The organism is Pararhizobium sp. DWP3-4 (genome assembly GCF_049898205.1).
Taxonomy (GTDB): domain Bacteria; phylum Pseudomonadota; class Alphaproteobacteria; order Rhizobiales; family Rhizobiaceae; genus Pararhizobium.
The window spans coordinates 74,515-91,940 of sequence record NZ_JAFCXF010000011.1; the positions used below are offsets into that span (position 1 = coordinate 74,515).

The 17,426-nt window shown below is 55.7% G+C and carries 16 protein-coding genes and 3 pseudogenes; 10 read left to right on the forward strand and 9 right to left on the reverse strand.

Translation table 11 applies throughout. The annotated features are described in order from the left end of the window. Positions 1–182: 182 nt before the first annotated feature. Positions 183–1,064: a DUF72 domain-containing protein gene (locus ACP7E6_RS23895; RefSeq protein WP_426232187.1), complete on the reverse strand. Its 882-nt coding sequence runs from the start codon at positions 1,062–1,064 to the stop codon at positions 183–185. Next, on the reverse strand, positions 1,057–1,500 hold the full coding sequence (locus ACP7E6_RS23900; RefSeq protein WP_426232188.1) for a CBS domain-containing protein: 444 nt from the start codon (positions 1,498–1,500) through the stop codon (positions 1,057–1,059). Before ACP7E6_RS23900 ends, ACP7E6_RS23895 begins: the two co-directional genes overlap by 8 nt. 417 nt (positions 1,501–1,917) lie before the next feature. Between ACP7E6_RS23900 and ACP7E6_RS23905 the strand changes: the two genes are divergently transcribed. From ACP7E6_RS23905 to ACP7E6_RS23920, 4 genes are all read left to right on the forward strand, one after another. After that, complete coding sequence (locus ACP7E6_RS23905; protein WP_426232189.1) at positions 1,918–2,475, forward strand: DUF4142 domain-containing protein; 558 nt, start codon at positions 1,918–1,920, stop codon at positions 2,473–2,475. Between the two features lie 312 nt (positions 2,476–2,787). Next, positions 2,788–2,973, forward strand: a complete 186-nt coding sequence (locus tag ACP7E6_RS23910; RefSeq protein WP_426232190.1) for a hypothetical protein — start codon at positions 2,788–2,790, stop codon at positions 2,971–2,973. Positions 2,974–3,365: 392 nt separating this feature from the next. Further along, the gene (locus tag ACP7E6_RS23915) at positions 3,366–3,524 is read left to right on the forward strand and encodes a hypothetical protein (protein WP_426232271.1); all 159 of its coding nucleotides are present in this window, start codon (positions 3,366–3,368) and stop codon (positions 3,522–3,524) included. Next, complete coding sequence (locus tag ACP7E6_RS23920; protein ID WP_426232263.1) at positions 3,476–3,649, forward strand: helix-turn-helix domain-containing protein; 174 nt, start codon at positions 3,476–3,478, stop codon at positions 3,647–3,649. The genes ACP7E6_RS23915 and ACP7E6_RS23920 overlap by 49 nt, the downstream gene beginning before the upstream one ends. 622 nt (positions 3,650–4,271) lie before the next feature. Here ACP7E6_RS23920 and ACP7E6_RS23925 read toward each other — a convergent pair. The 4 genes and pseudogenes from ACP7E6_RS23925 to ACP7E6_RS23940 all read right to left on the reverse strand — a co-directional run. Then, on the reverse strand, positions 4,272–5,849 hold the full coding sequence (locus ACP7E6_RS23925) for a GMC oxidoreductase (protein ID WP_426232191.1): 1,578 nt from the start codon (positions 5,847–5,849) through the stop codon (positions 4,272–4,274). A gap of 565 nt (positions 5,850–6,414) precedes the next feature. Next, the gene (locus ACP7E6_RS23930) at positions 6,415–8,220 is read right to left on the reverse strand and encodes a YbhB/YbcL family Raf kinase inhibitor-like protein (protein ID WP_426232192.1); all 1,806 of its coding nucleotides are present in this window, start codon (positions 8,218–8,220) and stop codon (positions 6,415–6,417) included. Between the two features lie 515 nt (positions 8,221–8,735). Then, entirely contained in the window at positions 8,736–9,539 is an 804-nt protein-coding gene (locus ACP7E6_RS23935) for a glycosyl hydrolase 53 family protein (protein ID WP_426232193.1), read from the reverse strand. Between the two features lie 803 nt (positions 9,540–10,342). Next, a pseudogene (locus ACP7E6_RS23940) lies at positions 10,343–10,462 on the reverse strand (IS630 family transposase); the annotation flags it as partial. A gap of 169 nt (positions 10,463–10,631) precedes the next feature. Between ACP7E6_RS23940 and ACP7E6_RS23945 the strand changes: the two are divergent. From ACP7E6_RS23945 to ACP7E6_RS23965, 5 genes and pseudogenes are all read left to right on the forward strand, one after another. Continuing rightward, positions 10,632–10,772: a transposase gene (locus ACP7E6_RS23945; protein WP_426232264.1), complete on the forward strand. Its 141-nt coding sequence runs from the start codon at positions 10,632–10,634 to the stop codon at positions 10,770–10,772. A 1,296-nt stretch (positions 10,773–12,068) separates the two neighbouring features. Continuing rightward, entirely contained in the window at positions 12,069–12,278 is a 210-nt protein-coding gene (locus ACP7E6_RS23950; protein WP_426232265.1) for a hypothetical protein, read from the forward strand. A 5-nt stretch (positions 12,279–12,283) separates the two neighbouring features. Continuing rightward, a pseudogene (locus ACP7E6_RS23955) lies at positions 12,284–12,680 on the forward strand (transposase domain-containing protein); the annotation flags it as partial. Positions 12,681–12,708: 28 nt separating this feature from the next. Then, on the forward strand, positions 12,709–13,320 hold the full coding sequence (locus ACP7E6_RS23960) for a plasmid pRiA4b ORF-3 family protein (RefSeq protein WP_426232194.1): 612 nt from the start codon (positions 12,709–12,711) through the stop codon (positions 13,318–13,320). Between the two features lie 29 nt (positions 13,321–13,349). Then, positions 13,350–13,640 (forward strand): hypothetical protein, encoded by a 291-nt coding sequence (locus ACP7E6_RS23965; RefSeq protein WP_426232195.1) that lies wholly within the window; start codon positions 13,350–13,352, stop codon positions 13,638–13,640. An 11-nt stretch (positions 13,641–13,651) separates the two neighbouring features. Here the strand turns inward: ACP7E6_RS23965 and ACP7E6_RS23970 are convergent. Both ACP7E6_RS23970 and ACP7E6_RS23975 read right to left on the reverse strand, forming a co-directional pair. Then, positions 13,652–14,139: pseudogene (locus ACP7E6_RS23970) on the reverse strand (FdhF/YdeP family oxidoreductase); the annotation flags it as partial. A 492-nt stretch (positions 14,140–14,631) separates the two neighbouring features. Further along, a complete protein-coding gene (locus tag ACP7E6_RS23975) occupies positions 14,632–14,943 on the reverse strand; it encodes a DUF982 domain-containing protein (protein WP_426232196.1) in 312 nt (103 codons plus the stop codon). Positions 14,944–15,707: 764 nt separating this feature from the next. Here ACP7E6_RS23975 and ACP7E6_RS23980 point away from each other — a divergent pair. After that, on the forward strand, positions 15,708–15,890 hold the full coding sequence (locus ACP7E6_RS23980; RefSeq protein ID WP_426232197.1) for a chemotaxis protein CheB: 183 nt from the start codon (positions 15,708–15,710) through the stop codon (positions 15,888–15,890). 638 nt (positions 15,891–16,528) lie between these two features. On the opposite strand, the gene ACP7E6_RS23985 is transcribed toward ACP7E6_RS23980, so the two are convergent. Next, positions 16,529–17,206 carry a sensor histidine kinase gene (locus tag ACP7E6_RS23985; protein ID WP_426232198.1) on the reverse strand — a complete coding sequence of 226 codons (678 nt, stop codon included), beginning with the start codon at positions 17,204–17,206 and terminating at the stop codon, positions 16,529–16,531. Between the last annotated feature and the right edge of the window lie 220 nt (positions 17,207–17,426).

A 17,426-nucleotide genomic window follows, 5' to 3' on the forward strand; every position in this document is an offset into this window, starting at 1 on the left:
CTTCGTTCAATCCTGAATCAGGTAAACCGCAACCTGCTTTAGTCACGGGACCACCGAACGTGTTTATCACCACGAGACGAATGCTCTTACATTTACAAAGGTGCCCGGCTGCATCAGTGAGGACGTCATGGGCGCGACACTTCGCTGCCGTGTTGATCCAACCCATGTAAATTTTCGACGGGTCACGCCCTCAAGAGCTCCGCCAGTCGCTTTGCGTTTTTTATCGAGTAGCCGTCGCGATCATTGTTGAAATAGACCCATGTCGTCTCAGCTCCACTCGCACGGATCCGCTCTGCCCAAATTATTAGCTCGTTGTCGCTGTAGTCATGGCGATACCAAGTTTTGGTTCCGTGGAAACGGACGTAGACATCGTCGGCCGTGCGTACCAACTCGTCCGGCAACCGAGGGCCGCTGCATGAGCAGAAGATTGCCCCAGCCTCTTTAAAGGCACTGAACACAGTCTCATTCCACCAACTCTTGTGCCGGAATTCGACCACGTTACGACGTGAACGACTTAATTGCGATAGGATCAGATGCAACGTCTCTTCACTATAGCGGACGCTTGGTGGCAACTGAAACAGGAAGCACCCCATTTGTTGACCGAGCAGGTCGGCAATATATGCGAAGTCTTCCACCAAGGTTTCAGTGTCCTCGAAGCGCTTGACGTGCGTGATGAGTTCACTAACCTTGACCGTATAGACGAAGTTAGGCTTCGCTTGTCGAAGCCACGTTCGTACAACAGCAATGGTCGGCCAGGAATAGAATGGTGCATTGAGTTCGACCGTCTCGAAGTTCGACTGGTATATATTGAACATTTCATTCGATGGAGCATCGGCCGGATAAAAATTTCCTTTCCAGTGCCAATAGTACCAACCCGAGCAGCCAATAAAGGTTCGGCCCATTAATGTCGGTCCGTTGTCGACCTCCTTTTGGCCGTCCTGAGCGCCGACCCTGGCATGATGCATTTTCTCGGCGCGCCCGACATTTGCGTCGCGCTGCTCCTGCCGCCGTTCGGCGCGACGTGCCCGTCGCTCGGCTACTGCTTTAGGTGATCGGTCAACCATAACACTGCGTCCATCTGCGCCTATGTGCGCTGGAGGTTCGTCCATCCATCAGTTGTCCTGCAATGTTTCCGCCAGCGCGGCTGATCAAGTCACCTTGATGCTCGATAGCAATATCTCCGAGCGAGACGAACCCGGTGCGGTCGCCATCAAAAACGACGAGCCGACGCATTTTGATCTCGTTTATCCGCCAAGTGGCTTCAGAAATCTCATCATTTTCTAGGCACCTTTCCACACCGGTTGTCATGACATCGGACACCGGAGTAAGCCCATCCTTTTGTTCCGTAACCACACGGATGACAATATCGCCGTCTGTAATTATCGCAACGACCACGTTATCGTTGATAACCGGAATAGCACCGCTATCAATTTCGGGCATGATGCGGGCAACATCCTCAACGGTGCCGGTTGGCTTCGCGGTGACAACCTGGACCGTCATAAATTCTCGACCTCTCACTGTTTTTTCCTCTGTGCAATGGGAGTTGCAGGACCTGTTCCCTCGGGAAGCTCAACCAGTGCGGGGGAACTCTGTTCCACAGAATATCAACGTTGAAAAATGGCGAGACAGAAAAGGCCGATGGTCACAATGTGAAATCGTCGGGCTGATCCTAAAAGGCGCCCACTTCCACGAGCTTTGCGGATCGGAAATATGTCCAGAATCAAAGCTTCAGAAGTGGCTGCGATCAGCCCAACAGCCGCAGCGCCCTAAAGGATGTGAAGGCGTGCTGACGCTCGCTCGTACTTTCAATGTCCGCGCCATCGGACGCGATTTTCTCGGACTACCCCATCTTGTTTTTTCAACGGAACTTTTACGCGAGATGGTGGTTCGCTGTTGCGTTCACACAAGGAGATAGTCATGAATCGCCGCACTTTGCTAACATCCGCAGCCTTCGCTGCCGCCGTCCCGACACTGCTTTCAGGACCAGCTTTAGCCCAAACCGCCTCCTCTGCCGGCGACACTGAAAAGAAGCATGCCGATGACACGAAGAAGGTCGGCTCGCTGTCGCTTGCGAGCAGCCGCGTAGCAGTCGAGCAGGCGTCGGACCCGATGGTGAAGGCATTCGCTAAGTGGGAGGTCGCCGAGCAGGAGACGATTGCCGACGTCCTAAAGTCCATGGAGATGGGAGATAAGGCCGAAGGCGCACTGAAACCACCGTCGGAATCGGAAGTGCAAGCAATGCTCGACGCAGAAGGCAAGGCATCGCTCGACAAGCTGAAGTCAGCGTCCGGAAAGGACTTCGACAAGGCGTACGTCACCGGCCAGCTCGACGGCCACACGAAGCTGCTGAGGATCCAGGAGGACTACCTGAAGGTGGGCCAGAACCGCGAGCATCTCGGCGTGACCAAGCTCGCCCGAGGACAGATCAAGGAGCATCTCGACCACCTCGACATGCTGAAGTCAAAAACCGGCTGATGACAGACGGCGGGTCACTCTGGCCGCTACACGCCCTGAGGTCGTGAGATGATCGTTAGCTACCACCCTTCCCATGGGCAGTTTCACCGTCCGAACTTCTCACCCATGGCAAGGCCGGGAGTTTGCGGGCTCCGGGGCGGTGATGACGTCCAACAATATCGCCCCTGTGATCAAGCCCTTGCAAGTTTCAAGCCTTCAGAGCGAGGAGGTCGAGTTAACGGGGTCCAAAGGGCCCGGAATTCTTTGGCAGCTAGCAACCTCCTGCTGGCGGCATTTTGGAACAGCCAAACTGGCTAGATTGAAGGTAGGACTATGGATCGCGAAGTCACCCTTCCAGCACTGGGAATTGTGTTGTCGCTGACACTCGGTGCCCTCGTGGTTTACTCAATTGTTTTCGCCGAACCAGCGCCGACTGCGGCGGTTGAGGGCAAGGAGCAGAAAAACACACAGCCAGCAGGTCCACTCGACAAGAGCGCTCTTCCCGGCAGCAAACCCTAACGCTTGACGAAGCCTTAAGAAAGCTGGAGGACGACGGCGTATGTCGTTGAACTGGACTCAAACGCTTGGAGCGTGGGCGCGCAGGTAATCGCCTATACCAGAAACCCGACAGCCTTTCGTGGTCGGCGTTAAAAGGCCCGGTCGCTAGGCGGCCGGGCCAACGACCGAATCGAAGCGGTCAGTTGTTGCGACGTGGGGGGCCTCGCAACGTTACCCTAACCGCTCCAAGATCTATTTGTTCCCGCTTATATGCTGCGGGTGGGCTCTCCGTTCTTAGTTTCTTATTTTATTTGCAAAACGGTCGCAGTAATACCAACCGGCACAGTCTTTGACTCTTGATGGTTCACAAAGCGCGATGAATCTGAATCCATATTGCAAACAGGAGGTTTGTCATGGGCTCAGCACCTCACCTTCGAACGGACTTTGTCAGCGACGACCTGCGCAAGGCGGCGCGGGTGTCGAAAGATGCCGTCCAGACGCGCGGCTTCTGGCTCTCGCGCAGATTTATGATGGAGCAACGCGCGGCGAGGCCGCCAGAATCGGCGGCGTGACCATGCAGATTGTGCGGGACTGGGTTGAGCGCTTTAACGCGCATGGCCCCGAGGGGCTGTTGAATGTGAAGGCTCCAGCGTTCGAAACTCAACGACGATCAGCGCCAGCTCTCGTTTTGTTATGAGGCTGGTCCGACCGGATATGGCCTACATCGTCAGATCATGGATCTTGGATATGAGTGCATCGTGATTGCACCGTCTCGACGCCCGCTGGCAGATCGAGGTAGCCCCAGGACGAACACACGGAAATGCGGTATTCAACCCGCGCATCAGAGTCTGCTCAACCGTCGTTTTTAAAGCTCTGTCTCCAGCCCTACGCAGCCACTTCATCCTAGCCACAGGCGCAAGGTCAGTGTCTGGGACAAATATTGCTAGAGTTCGCAAAGGCTTTTGGCGGCGATGCCGATGGCCGGCGGATCAATCTCGATCTGATTGCTGGCCGCGACCGAAGTGTCAATCAATGCTATCAAAGCGGGAATTATCCCGAGAGCCGAGCGTGTTATTGTATCTTCCAATTCGGCCAAACCCGCAGCGCGGGGGATGTGACATGATTTCGCGAAAGTTTGACGTCCGACATAACATCAGTTTCTTCAGGGCAGGTCACAATTTTGCATTGCAGCTTCAGCGAGCACAAGGTTTTTTCAGACTGAAGCGGAAGCTAGGACCACCTACGGTTGGATTTCTTCGACCCAAATTAAATGCTCAGATATTTGAAGTAGCGCCTTCATGGGGTCCCCGGTAGCACCCCTAGCTCTTAGCTAAGTAAGTGTCGGCAAAAAAGAAGGCCAGCTTCATTATTGTGAACGTCGGATTGGCACTTCCCGCCGTGGGGAAAACCGATGCACTTACCACTGAAAGGTTGGGAACCGCATGACAACGCAGATCAGCGTCGACAATCGACTTTTTTGGGTCAGTTCCCATGCGGGTGGTTCCTGACGGGTGCGCACATGCCTCGGCGTACGGAATGATGGCTGCATCGTTATCCAGAGCCGTCCAAGACCAGATAAGCGGGCAAACGAGATTGAGGCCGGCTGCTTCCCAATATAGTCTGAGTCGCGCGATTGTGGCCCGAAAGGTGCGTTCTTCACTTTCCATCGGCCGCCAATCTAGTTTCGCTTTCGGGATTCCCAATATGTCTGTGGCAGATGATAGCGAAATCGTGTTCTGCCAATTTGGTAGCTGTTCCGCGCAAAGCATCACCTTGAATTTGACATCGGGTGGAACATAGAGCTGACTTCTCATCAGCCGCCAATAGGCGGCCTTACTCAATATGCCCGCGCTCTGCGGCAAAAGAGAAAGCTCCTTCCAGTTGAACTGTCGGCGCTGCAGACCCTGCATAAGTTTCTTGAGGCCCGCAAGTGGGCCGTTGGCAAAGTCCATTGCGATGTAGGCAAAAGCGCTACCAGTCCCCGCCTCTTCTTGCGCGTGATGTGGTAACTCCAAATGAAGATCGCGTCGGGTGGCGTTTAAAAAACGGTATGCAAAAAAGCGATTGGTCAAGTTCGCGTAGGCACGCGCTATTTCAGCGACCTCAATTTTGAGGTGATCTTGAAAGTAATGACCCAGCACGCTGGCCTTTCCGAACACCTGCCCATCGGCGCATCGGTCCATCAGAAGTAGCAGCCTCGTACTTTCGATTGTCCCTGCGGCAAGCACATAGTGCTTTGCGACGACGTGTATCGTCTTGCCAGCGGAATTCCGAGCTGCCAACTCGGCCAATCGCCCAGTTTCACGGTTAACGGTAAAATTGCAAGCAGTTGCGTCGAGCCAAATTTCAAGATTTGGAGTGATTTGCAGTTCCCGTTTTAACAGTGTTGCAACGTTGCATTTAGTGAACGCTGGACATTTCGCCCATCGGACTTCCATACTATCATCCGACAAAAGGTCTTCCCCGATGCCTTGCATCGCTGTCTGATCAAACGGGCCGTTAGCTACCCCGAAAAAGCGTTCTATCTCATCCGAATAGCTATCCAGGCCCGCGATGTTGATCGGCCAAGCGGGCAGATCGACATGCGGCCGCTCGTCAGTATCTCGATCGCTGAGGGGTATCATCCTCCCGCCCCAACGGCTCGACGTTCCTCCCAACCCACGGTAACGACCGGATAGCTCGCGGCCGTATCGTCCAGACTCGTCATCCACGAAGTTCAGGTTTTGGATCTCGGAATCAAATTCCTTTTTACCACTCTCTAATACAATTACCTTCCGACCAGCCCGGGCAACGCGAATTGCAAGGAGCAATCCTGCGATGCCCCCTCCGACGACACAGAGGTCTCCCGTCACAATGAGCGTTGCATTAGTTGTGGATGTGAGATCTCTAAAAGCCATGCGAGAAGAATGCGGCGGTTTCACGCAATGTAAAGTCAAACAACTGTTTAAGCCCGCGCTCTATGGTCGTACGTTAGCGCAGCTATCGTACCCGCGTGACATAACGTCCTCTCGGTGACCTGTGCCCAATTACTCCAGTCGAATTATCAACATCCACCATTTATTATGCACCAATTGTTGAATATCCACCTTGCGTCCGGCCCCCAGAGCGAGTGTAGGCATATAGTTACATTCCCGCGGTTTAGCATTTTCTAGACGGGCGGCAGAGGGAGGTAATGGTGAGCACCCGGGGCTTATAACGCCTAGAGTTATCGCATATTAAAATTGTTAAAAGCGGAAGCGGAGGACTTTGGTCGCTTGACGGGGCAATTGGCTATTGTCCGCCCCCGGGCGACGTTGAGGACGTCGAATCATGGAGGTGCGGGCCACGCTGGGGCGCGCATAGATTGATGGCAACCAGATCAGTTCTGTATGAAGGTCACCCAGCGTCCTTCCATAGGGATTGTTTTCGCCAATGGATGTCACGCTAACAGTGCAAAGTCACAGCCCTTACCTCGCAGTACTCCTATTTCGATGCCATCTTGCGTTCAAATGTTCCGACGATCTCACCTTTTGAAAGCACATGGCCCTCCATGGCACTCAGCACCGCGTCGCGCTGTGCGCCCGGTTCAAGCCCAAGCGTGTCGACGTCCAGTGCAAAGACCTGGAAATGATAATGATGAGCGGGATCGCCGACGGGCGGCTTCGGGCCTGTGTAACCAATTGAACCCCTGCTGTTGGCACCCTGCTTCATGCCCTCGGGCTCCTGCAGCACTGGGACGCTGGGAATTCCCTCGCGCAACTTTATAGTTGTAGCCGGTACGTCGTAGGTTATCCAGTGCGTGAATGGCTTTGGATCAGCCGCATCGGGATCGTCACAAACGATAACAAAGGACCTGGTGCCCGTCGGCGGCTCGCTCCATTCCAGCGCCGGCGATGCATCGTCGCCATCGGCAGCGTATTGCAACGGGATTGGTCCGTCCTTTTCGAACGCGGCTCCAACCGCAATGGCGTCAGCGTTCTTTGAATTGACAAGATCGATCGCGATCTTCGATGCTGGCATATCAGTCACGATATTGGGAACGGGGGCTGCTCCCGCCGTCTGTGTCGAACCACCCTCGTAAGATACCTTGTAGACCGTGCCGTTGCTGTCATCGGCCACGTATAGCGAACCATCCGTGCCGACCGCCACGCCCGTCAGACGTCCGAGATAGCCGTATTTGCCGCTTCCCTGATCAAGCAAAAAGCCTTCCAGAAACTTTTCAAATGCAACAGGTTTGCCATTTTCAAAATTGACGCGGACGATCTCGTAGCCGCTCGGTGGACGGCGGTTCCACGACCCGCGCATGGCAACGAAAGCGTCACCCCGATAATCCGCCGGAAAGGCGTTGCCGTCGTAGAACGCCATCTGCATCGGAGCACTGTGTGCAGTGTAACCGAGGACGGGCTCTGTCGATTGCTTGGCCCAGTCTTCGAGCGTGATGCCCTCAGGCGGATCCATGCGGGGGTTCAATCCGCTCATGCCGTAGACATAAGGCCAGCCATACTTCTTGCCCTTTCCGATCAGGTTCAATTCCTCGACCTGTACTTCGTCGCCAAGCCAATCGATGCCATGATCCATGCCATAGAGCGCACCGGTGGTTGGTTCCCAATCGAAGCCAATCGTGTTGCGCAGACCACTGGCAAAGATCGAACGGGTCCTGCCGTCCTTGCTTGCCCGAAGGATCGTGGCATTTTCCGGATTATCGTCTTGGCACTCGTTACAAGTGCTGCCCACCGTGACGTACAGCATCCCATCGGGACCAATGCCAAGCGTGCGGTTGGCATGCTGCCCGGCATCCGGAAGATCGTTAATGATGCGCGTCAGTGGACCAAATGTCCCGTCTTCCATGACATCGGCAGTGTAAACGTCATGGATCGTGACTAAAAACACCGTGTTGCCATCAAAGGCGATGCCATGCAATCCAGGACGGCTCGCGACGGTCACCGCGCTATCCGCTCTACCGACAGCGTTGTTACCCTTGAGCATGACGACGTCCCCGATAGAGCGGCGTGTGGCGTAGACAATACCCTTGTCGGACACCGCCAACATACGCGGATTGATCAGGTCGCGGGCAAAAACCTCAACCTTGAATCCTTCAGGAGCCTTGATAAGAGCGGTGAGCTTGGCGTCATTCTCGACCCGAAGCTTTTCCGGTTCGAGGATGGAGCCCTGGACAACGACATCGGACGCCAGGCCAACCGCCCCTTTCACCTGCGCGGATGAGATCGAAGGTGAGGACAGGGTTACAGCGGAGACACATGACAAAAGCGTGGACAAGCGGATGTTCATAGGGATCTCCTGGACTAACAGGACCAAAGCAAAAGTCGGTCGGGTGACCGGCTTTGTATACGAGGATTATTAGGCCGCGATGGGATGCATGACGACCTTGGTTGCATCTGGTGCCCTAACCGAAGTGATTGTTCATTGTTCCATCAGAAAAATCCGGGTCAAATGAAGCATGCTCGACTATAACGTAAATATGCAAGGTCACGAGCTGACCCTCTTTCGACCAGTCACCACCATAACTGTCCATGGCTGTTCATAAGAAGATCAGCGCCATACGCGTGCCCGTACCAGAACCGCAACCCTGCCGGCCCGAGCGCGCCACGCAGTTCGTGCGCAACCAGTCGGAATGATTGCAGCTGTGGTCCTTTGTCATGGTCAGCCCCTCTCACGAGTTTTGGCCGTGAGCGATCAGGCGATCCTATTACTCTTGGCAATGCCGTAACTCGCGTGGCGGAGTGTCTTTTCTTCTCGCGCCGTGGTCACGTAATCCATCCCGTCGAACGCGATTTATGGGGCCATTACAGTTTGGAGGTCACGCGGGTCATCGTGAGCTCGGCGGAAAGCGACGGGTCAACGGACAGATCTCGCCGAATGAGCCCGTGGCTCCAACGGCTGGGCGAGTATGGCGCATGCCACGGCGGGCAATCGACAATTGGGTACCAGCACACACCCTCGACCGCCGCACCGTGAAACCGTGCTACGTTGACTTGATGGAGGACGTGCCGCAGCCAGCCTCCTTTGTGCAGTCCGGGATATCGGTGGTGATGGACAGGATGGCCGTCGTGCCAGCTCGTCTCCGACACGATGATCGGCTTCCGATACCGGCGCCACGTTCGCAGAAGCACTTTCGATAGCGAGGTGCGCGCCGTGTGCGGGTAGTAGTTGACGCCGATCACATCGACGTCAATGGCCCCGACGATCGCATCTGTAGCCTCAAACTGCCGCTCGCCAATTCCTGTAATAGGATCGTTGGTCAGAATGCCGACGTCGGGATGATAGTCGCGCGCGACCTTCGCCATGGTGATCGCCATCTCAATTGCGTCATGGCGCGGCATCCTGGCGATCATGGGGTAGAGCGAGGGCTCGTTGACAGGACATAACCAGAGTTTCTCCGGGCCGTTCGCCATAAGGCCCGCCTCGGCTGCGATACGAGCGCAACGAGCGGGATCCTGATTGCGGTGGTAGTGAGAGAGATCCCAGATCGCCTGAATGCCAGCATCTCTCGCCGCGACCAGACGGTCAACGGCGCGATAGCCAGGGACCAAGCCGTCGCGGACGGTCAAAACCCCATGATCCCGCACAATCCGGTAGTGATCTGCCATTCGTGCATCGACGGTGTGTCTCGTAGTGACCAAGAGGTCGTGCCGCCCGCGATGAACTAGGCCGCACTCGAAGCCAGCCATGATCGAGCTGCGAAAATGCCGTTTGGACTGTAGCGGAAGAAGCGGCTGTCGAGACATGTTTATCGAATTGTCCCCGCCACGTCTTTGCATTGTTCAGGTCGTACCTAAAGGCCACCGGGGGATCGGAGGGCGCTCAACCCTATCGCAGGGAGCGCCCTCCCACCCCGCGCGCGGCCGTCTGCGCCCAACAGCGACGCGGGACGGACAGTCTTTTTTCGTACGGGGCGATCGTCTCTATATGGAGACCCACCAGAGGATTGCAAGGAGATAGACACAATACGCCAAGCTCTCTGCTTCCGGTACAACGCGGCAGGACCTATAATTCTGCGCGTCACGACGCGCGAACTGGGCGCGCGAAATATCGGAGAAGGCCGGTGCCATCGGAAAGATAAAGAAGTTCCGCAATTACTTGGTATTGTCACGTTGAGTGGTTTGCGCCCTGGTAGATCAGATTTTCCTAACGACTTGGCCCGGTCCTGCTCGGCCGGAACGTCGCTAAGCCCGATCGGCAGTGCGAGGGGAGCGCGTTGCCCAGCTGGCGCCTTGTTCTTCACGATCTGGGTGAAACGGAGAGTCCAATTAAAGACGGAACACCAAGCAAGATCGTAAGCTCCATAGCGAGATCTAATTTTGGCTTTTAAAGCCCCACGCCGTCTCGGCTCTATGCCCTCAAAGTCTTTACCATTGCTTTGCGTCGCTTTAACGGAAATCACGAAAAGGATGGCGTCGGCGATGGCCTGCCACAAGTCAGGGACGGTTCTGGCGGCTGCGGCCCGAAGCAAGGCCTTCAGTTTGGTGAATGCCATTTCAATCGAGTTGAAGTCGGGTGAATACGGCGGCATGCGGCCAAGCTTGTCGCAGCAATTGAGGAAAAGGATGCTGCCATTCCTGAAGCTGCGCGCCCGATCTTATCGCTGCTTGTTGTGCAGTTACAGTCGCTGGATGAGAGAGTAGCCCACTGATCGCGAGATTGCACGACGTGCTAGGGAGGATGCTGAAGCCAAGCGTTTGATGACGATTCATGGGATAGGACCGATCACGCGACCGCACTTGCAGCACTGGCCCCCATCAGCGCCAACGTTCAAGAAAGGGCGCGACTTTGCGGCGTGGCTCGGCCTAACCCCACTGCAACGGTCCTCAGGAGGGAAGTAAAAGCTCGGCGAGACCTCAGGCATGGGTGAACGGACCTTACGTCGATTGCTGATCATCGGGGCCAGCGCGGCCGTACGCTGGGCAATGCGGAAGGGATCACGGGATCCTCGGCTCTCGCAAATGCTGGAACGTAAACCGCCCATGCTGGTGATCGTCGCCCTTGCTAACAAGGCAGCACGCATCGTGTGGGCGTTGCTGAGCAAGGGAGGAACCTATCGGACACGGTCCTGCAGTGTTAGTTCGCTTCTCGGAGCGAGCTGGCGAAGTGTGAGAAGGTCAAAAGGAGAGTATGGCGCGACGGTCACCGAGACGGGGTCGGGAGAACCAGATCATGGATACGCGCCACGAGCGCGCCAGATTGAATTGGACCCGCTCCGCGAACTCCCATACGGGCCCGCGGCATCTGATGGCCGCAACTTAGAGGCCGGACACATGTCAGCACCCGACCACGCTCCTGGCTCTTCAAAAGATTGTTCTTGCACAAACGGGGGCGTCCACACATGTCCATGATGACGATAACGCCAGGTGTCAGTTTGGGAACGAACCTGGCTGACACCTGCAAGGAACGCGTCGCCGTCGGGGCCGTCCAGCACCATGGGAGATGCCGTGCCGCCCAGTCGAAGGCCGGCGGCGAACGTCGTTCCAATGCCCATGCGGAACGGATGCCCGGCGCCGCTGACCTTTCGGTGCTCGGCCATACAGGCGCGAAATCTTCGTTGAAGCAGAGGTTTCGTCGATGAACACCAGACGCTCGGGATCGAGGCCTGGTTGGCTTTCGAACCACTCCTGGCGCTTTTGCATCAAAGCCGGTCGCTGCGCCGTCTTTTTTTCGCGTGATCCGGTGCCGGTCGAAGAACCGCCAAAGTGGCCGATCCCGAACCGTATGCCCTTCTGAGCCAACCGCACTTTGATTTCGGCAAGGGTGATAATCCGGCGTCTCGCATCCTCGGACAGGATTTACTACGTTCTAACCGATGTAGAAGATGCAATCCGTGTTTCCGAATTCCGAAAGCGGTTACAACCGATGCCTCGGGGCTTTCCGGCACGTATTAGAGCTGTTGGGAAGATTGGTGCTCCCAAACATCCGCGCGAACAGCTGGTATCTATAGCTGGTCTCAAGGTATCCCCACGGTGACGGCCGTCTTGTGATGTGATGCCGAACATTGGAAGTCCTGGTGGTAGCACTGGGAGTAGTCCTATGACGAACCAGCATATCGAGGTGATCACGTCGGTCGAGCGTCGCCGGCATTGGTCTCGCGAAGAGAAAGTGATCCGCATAGCGGCCATTTGTTCTGCTTGCGCGGCAGGAGGGCTGACGGCCAGGGTGCCTGCCTGTTCACGAAGAAGCTTGAGCGCGGCCGCTTTATCTGGCCATCAGCGGCCGACGGGACGGTGGTTACAAAGGGATCGACTGGCGGATGCCGCAAAAAACCTGGCGTCCGAGCTCCGCTGGATAGTGGAAATGGCTGGAAAGGTAGGAGCGAATATGATTCCATCTCCCTATGACCGATATGGCCGATCAGCTTCCCGATGACCTTGCCCGCGCGCATGCGATGATCCTCGCCGAGCGCGCGGCACGTCGTGAAGCCGAGGCCGTTGCTGCCCGAGCCCAGGCAGTGAACTCGCATTCGGATGCGCTGATTGCCAGGTTGAGGATGGATATCGAGAAGCTCAAGCGCGACATTCATGGCAGCCGCTCGGAGCGCAAGGCGCGGCTTCTCGAACAGATGGAATTGCAAGCTCGAGGAGCTGGAAGCCGACGCCAGCCAGGACGAACTGGCGGCCGAGATAGCGGCAAAGTCCTCTACGGTCCGAGCCTTCGAGCGCAAGCGCCCTTCAAGGAAGCCGTTTCCGGAGCACCTGCCGCGCGAACGCGTCGTCATTGCCCCGCCAACAAGCTGCCCATGCTTCCGCGTCCTATGATGGCGTTGGCATCATGACCGTCGATCGCATCGCCAGGCTACATATCCAACTCGACGATCTCGAGCCTTTGATCTGGCGCAGGGTCGAGGTTCCACTCACGATGAGCTTGAAGGGGCTCCACGATGTCATTCAGGCCGTGATGCTGTTCGAGGATTATCATCTGTTCGAGTTCGAGGCTGGCGGGCGGTGTTACGATGTGCCGGATCCAGAAAACCTCTACGAACGCAAAACCTTTGCTGCTCGCAACGTCCGCATAACGGCACTCATCGAGCGTGGGATCGCGACCTTTAGCTACACCTATGACTTTGGTGATAACTGGCGGCACACTATCACGGTCGAGGCAGTGGAGGATGGAAACCCCAGCATCGAATATCCGCGCTTCATCGATGGTGAGCGCAGAGCGCCGCCGGAAGATGTTGGCAGCACCTCGGGGTTCGAGGAGTTCCTGAACGTCATGGCGAAGCCACGTCATGCGCAGCATCGAGAGTTCGTGCGTTGGTATGGTGGCCGCTTTTACCCAGAAGATTTAAGCGTTGATATCATTCAAGACCGTGTCGCTAAAATTGCCCGCCGTCGGACACTCGGAAAAGCTGGATTTGTGAAGAGCCAAAACCAGCAGCACTGACCAAATCTGAAAACACAGAACGAGGCATCATGGGCTACCGCAACTCTGCCCTCTACACCCTGAAATATGTCGCCGCGATGCTTGGTGAGGACGAAGACTTCTTGCGAGAATGTTCGATTGAGATGTTCTCTGAAGATGGCTGCTTGTGTGCATATGATGACTATCCGGCCTGGGAGCTCAGCGAGCACATCATCTTGTTCACCCAAGTGGGGATCGAAAACCTTCAACAGATTATCCGCAATCTTCGCGGAATTGGCGACCCGCCATCGAAACCATTGGCAGAAAGAAATCGCAAAAAGCCTCGGCTACTGCGGTCCTGACCGGATGGTTACGTCTCAAGCGAGGCCCGGCCGGACGTGTAGAAGTCGACCTGGTCAGGTGACAGAGCTCTTAATTCCCGTCTGATTTCATCGAATGCAGCCTCCCACTGGACAGGTACATACTTGTCAGAGATGTCGTCCATCGCATGGGATGGGTCAGGCGGCCTTGCCCTTCGAGGTCTTGATCCCTCCGCTCCTCAAGGATCTTCAATGATATGCTGCTTGAAGAATGCTCTATCTGCGCGACGCGATGTTACTTCCCAAGCGGTGGCTTTCTCTCCGTTTTCGCAGAATTCGAAGGGATGGGTCTTGGCAGGTTTAGCCCACGCACAGCTGACGCACATGTAGCCCTCGGGCTTGTTCTGATGCGCCAACAGAGAAACACCCCTAACGGCAGATGCTCCCGCATCGCTATCTGCGAACGGATGACCGAGCCCCACCCCTCGGCGGGTCCAGCATATTTTTTGACTGTCGGCGGTCCTGTCGGGTTCGCTGGCATTTGGGGCCTCGACAGGATGGTCATTACGTCGATGTTCGGTACGCGGATGCTCGTGACTGGAAGTTTCCTGAAGAGATCGACCTCCCCGATTTATCAATATGATACGGTGATTTAGAATGTCGTATCCGAGCTGTCCATGCTCCAACTGCCCTGGCCTGTACGGTCGGAGCGTTGACGCAGCGAATCTGTAGCAAAATTGGCCAAATGGCCACGGTAAAGCTCGCTCTTCTCAGATGGACTAGACCCACCCCCGGCTTGAAGGAACTCTCCTCTGCAGGCCAGTGAGAAGCTTTCAAGAGTTAGCGAAAAACTATTTTGAGTGAAGAAAAAATACCCTACTTATCGCCTTGTTGATTGCCCTAATATTCGACGGCATGGTTTATCAGTTTATTCTCCATCGGACCCATACACTGGCAAGTCCCCGGTGGAGGAGAAAACCGCTGCTAACTACCGAGGTGCCGTCGCGGGATTCATGCAAAAGAACCCACCCCGTCAGGGCGCTGTTGGGCGCGAAATCTCCCGCGCCGACTGGGAAAATGCATCGCGCTTTACGAAAGGCAACGGGTGGCGACGCTGTGCATCAACACTTGCATCCGAAACCGCAGAACTAAACGCCTTCCAAGCCGCGGCGGCTCGGGCGCCCCCGGGCGCATCAATTGCCTCGAGACATGCGGTCATCGCTAACCGGGAAACAATTGTGTCGCAAGGCCAGTCTATCATAAGCGCCATTAGGGCGGCGTATGGACCGTGGATTGTTTGTCTGCCCGATGTTTCCAGATTAATAATGATTGGCTTCCAAGTCATGTAGTCCTCCAACCTCCGAATGGACGTTTGGTGCGATGGCGCTTCAAGGTAGATACTAATTGGCGAGCCATTTGTTCCTGTCCGCTTCCGTACGCCACTATGCCGAATTCCGAGCTCCGTGATAATTTTCCTCCTTTATCCATTGTAAGGGCCAGAATATTAAAGCACTTTGCATCTATTCCGCCTCATTAGATCTGATCGCTGAACCAGCACTACAACCGTATTGAACTGCCTGCCATGCCTCGATCATCTGGGTAAGAACGGCATGTATGTCTTCGACAGGCGTTCCCTTCTCTTGCTCAGCCTTAACGCGTGCTGTCCACAATCGAATGTCCGACCCAGTTGGTTGTTTGCCGCCCATGATAATGTTCCTCCACAACGATCGTGCAAGTAAACACCTTCAGGTTGCGGCAAGCAACTGTTCGTGGCTTCGTTGGAGTGTCCCAAGGTAAGGATCGTAAATAAAGGATGGGTACAGATGCCCTGGGCAAGATCCCGCTTGGTTGGCGTGCCGTGGCAATTTCGAGGAATCGAAGCGAGTAGCCAAGACGGTCATCGCCGCGAAGCTTAATGCTGATCGTCACAAATCTGAGGTCCTAAGAGCTTACGCTTGGCGCTAAGGGTTGCCAGCCGGTCCGCTTCAATGACCGTAGCTTGGTCATGAACGCGAAGAGTTGCTCATGAATTCTACTTGGGGGAAATGCTTCCCCCGTGGTTATGTATTCTACACAACTTGGAAAACGAGACTCTGATCGCCTTCGACCTTGAAACCAGAGGAGCCACGCGTACCTGGTCAAATCTATGTAGCACCACCGGACAGGCATATGATTGTTGATGAAGGATCGGCCCTTCTCCTTCGTGGTCCGAAGGAAAACTGCGTTCGACCCGCTGTGGACCCGTTGTTCCGGAGCGTGGCTGAGAGCTACGGCCCCGCCGCGATCGGCTGATCTTGACCGGTAATTCAAATGATGGGATGGCTCGTCTATATGAAATCAAACGCCGCGGGGGGATTGCCATCGCCCAGGCTGCGTATGGTGCGGCCTATGCCGACAAGCGCAGCTGCCCGTGTTGCGTTAAACTACTGCCTCCCGCTGGCGGAGTTAGCAGGATTGCCTGAAATTGGAAGAAGGGAAAACAGCAAGGGAGCCTGCGGTGATAAATGAATTTGCTCCAGCAGAGACCGAACACGAGCCGGACATGTTGTCAACGGAATATTTGATCGCCCACTCACTGTGACCTGCCCGGGCTGCGGCGGGGCGCTCAAAAAGTCGAACACGGATCGATCATTAAATTTGGCTGCTATATTGGACATTCTTATTCGGCGCGGAGATCACGGCATCTGCTCAGTTCGAAGAAATGGAGAAAGTCATGCGCGCCGCCTTAAGATTCTTGAACGACCGCGCCGAATTTTGCTTGCAAATGGCCGAGCATTCCCATCGATCGGACCCTGCCTTGTCCTCACGGTGGGGAGGCAATCAGGCAAGCGCTAGATAGGGCAAGCTCTAGGTGCAAGGCGAGCAAGACCTCGTCCTCGACGACGAGATGCTCGTCACTTTCGATCCGCTCACTGTGTTAAATTTCCCCCTCAAGGCATCGGCGCGTCGATTGTACAAACGACACCGGACGGCTCGTACATAACGTCCACACCGCCAAGTTCCTGTGCCAGCGCACGCTCAATTAGACGAGAGCCGAAACCCTTGCGCTTTGGAGTCTCAACCTGCGGCCCGCCGCTCTCCGACCAGGTCAGATTCAAACGACGGTCTACTCCAGTGCCGACCAGCCGCCAAATGATGGACACCTTTCCTGCTTCCGTGGACAAAGCTCCGTATTTGGCCGCGTTGGTGCATAGCTCGTGTACCGCCATGGAAATTGCCAGCGATGCGCTTGGTCCGAGGCGAACACGTTCACCCTCCATCTGGAATCGATTCCCTTCCGCATGGGGTCCGACGGTGTCCGTGACGACGTTGACGAGGTCTGCCCCACCCCAGTTTTCACGGGTCAGCACATCGTGTGCCTTGGCAAGGTTGATCAGACGCGCGCTAAAGGCTGTGCGCGCTACCTCGATCGTGGAGGCGTGACCAAGGGTCTGGCTGGCGATCGACTGGATGACGGCCAAGGTGTTTTTGACTCGATGATTGAGCTCGCCGACAAGAATTTCCCGATGTTCGTCTGCGCGCCTGCGCTCGGTGATGTCTTCGATCGCCACCAGTATCAATTCATCCCGGCCCCCTTCCTGTGGTAATCGGCATGCGGTGAGCAACATTATGCGCTGCCCGCTCAAGCGCAATTGGCTTTCTCGTCGATCAACACCGATGCTGGCGCGTAGAGATAAAGAAGCATACGGCGCGCAAGTTCTCCGGCTGGGAGACCCGGCTCATGAGCTAACGGTGACGATTTATTCATGATTGTCAGTGGTCCTGTGGGGGGTCGCGTCGAGGGATATTCGATGGCGGTTTGCCGAGTAGAACCGCGCTTATGGTAGA

Coding starts and splice junctions, on each gene's coding strand:
- ACP7E6_RS23895 (WP_426232187.1), bottom strand. CDS start 1,064: ATGGTTGACCGATCACCTAAAGCAGTAGCCGAGCGACGGGCACGTCGC.
- ACP7E6_RS23900 (WP_426232188.1), bottom strand. CDS start 1,500: ATGACGGTCCAGGTTGTCACCGCGAAGCCAACCGGCACCGTTGAGGAT.
- ACP7E6_RS23905 (WP_426232189.1), top strand. CDS start 1,918: ATGAATCGCCGCACTTTGCTAACATCCGCAGCCTTCGCTGCCGCCGTC.
- ACP7E6_RS23910 (WP_426232190.1), top strand. CDS start 2,788: ATGGATCGCGAAGTCACCCTTCCAGCACTGGGAATTGTGTTGTCGCTG.
- ACP7E6_RS23915 (WP_426232271.1), top strand. CDS start 3,366: ATGGGCTCAGCACCTCACCTTCGAACGGACTTTGTCAGCGACGACCTG.
- ACP7E6_RS23925 (WP_426232191.1), bottom strand. CDS start 5,849: ATGGCTTTTAGAGATCTCACATCCACAACTAATGCAACGCTCATTGTG.
- ACP7E6_RS23930 (WP_426232192.1), bottom strand. CDS start 8,220: ATGAACATCCGCTTGTCCACGCTTTTGTCATGTGTCTCCGCTGTAACC.
- ACP7E6_RS23935 (WP_426232193.1), bottom strand. CDS start 9,539: ATGGCAGATCACTACCGGATTGTGCGGGATCATGGGGTTTTGACCGTC.
- ACP7E6_RS23945 (WP_426232264.1), top strand. CDS start 10,632: ATGACGATTCATGGGATAGGACCGATCACGCGACCGCACTTGCAGCAC.
- ACP7E6_RS23960 (WP_426232194.1), top strand. CDS start 12,709: ATGACCGTCGATCGCATCGCCAGGCTACATATCCAACTCGACGATCTC.
- ACP7E6_RS23965 (WP_426232195.1), top strand. CDS start 13,350: ATGGGCTACCGCAACTCTGCCCTCTACACCCTGAAATATGTCGCCGCG.
- ACP7E6_RS23975 (WP_426232196.1), bottom strand. CDS start 14,943: ATGACTTGGAAGCCAATCATTATTAATCTGGAAACATCGGGCAGACAA.
- ACP7E6_RS23985 (WP_426232198.1), bottom strand. CDS start 17,206: ATGTTGCTCACCGCATGCCGATTACCACAGGAAGGGGGCCGGGATGAA.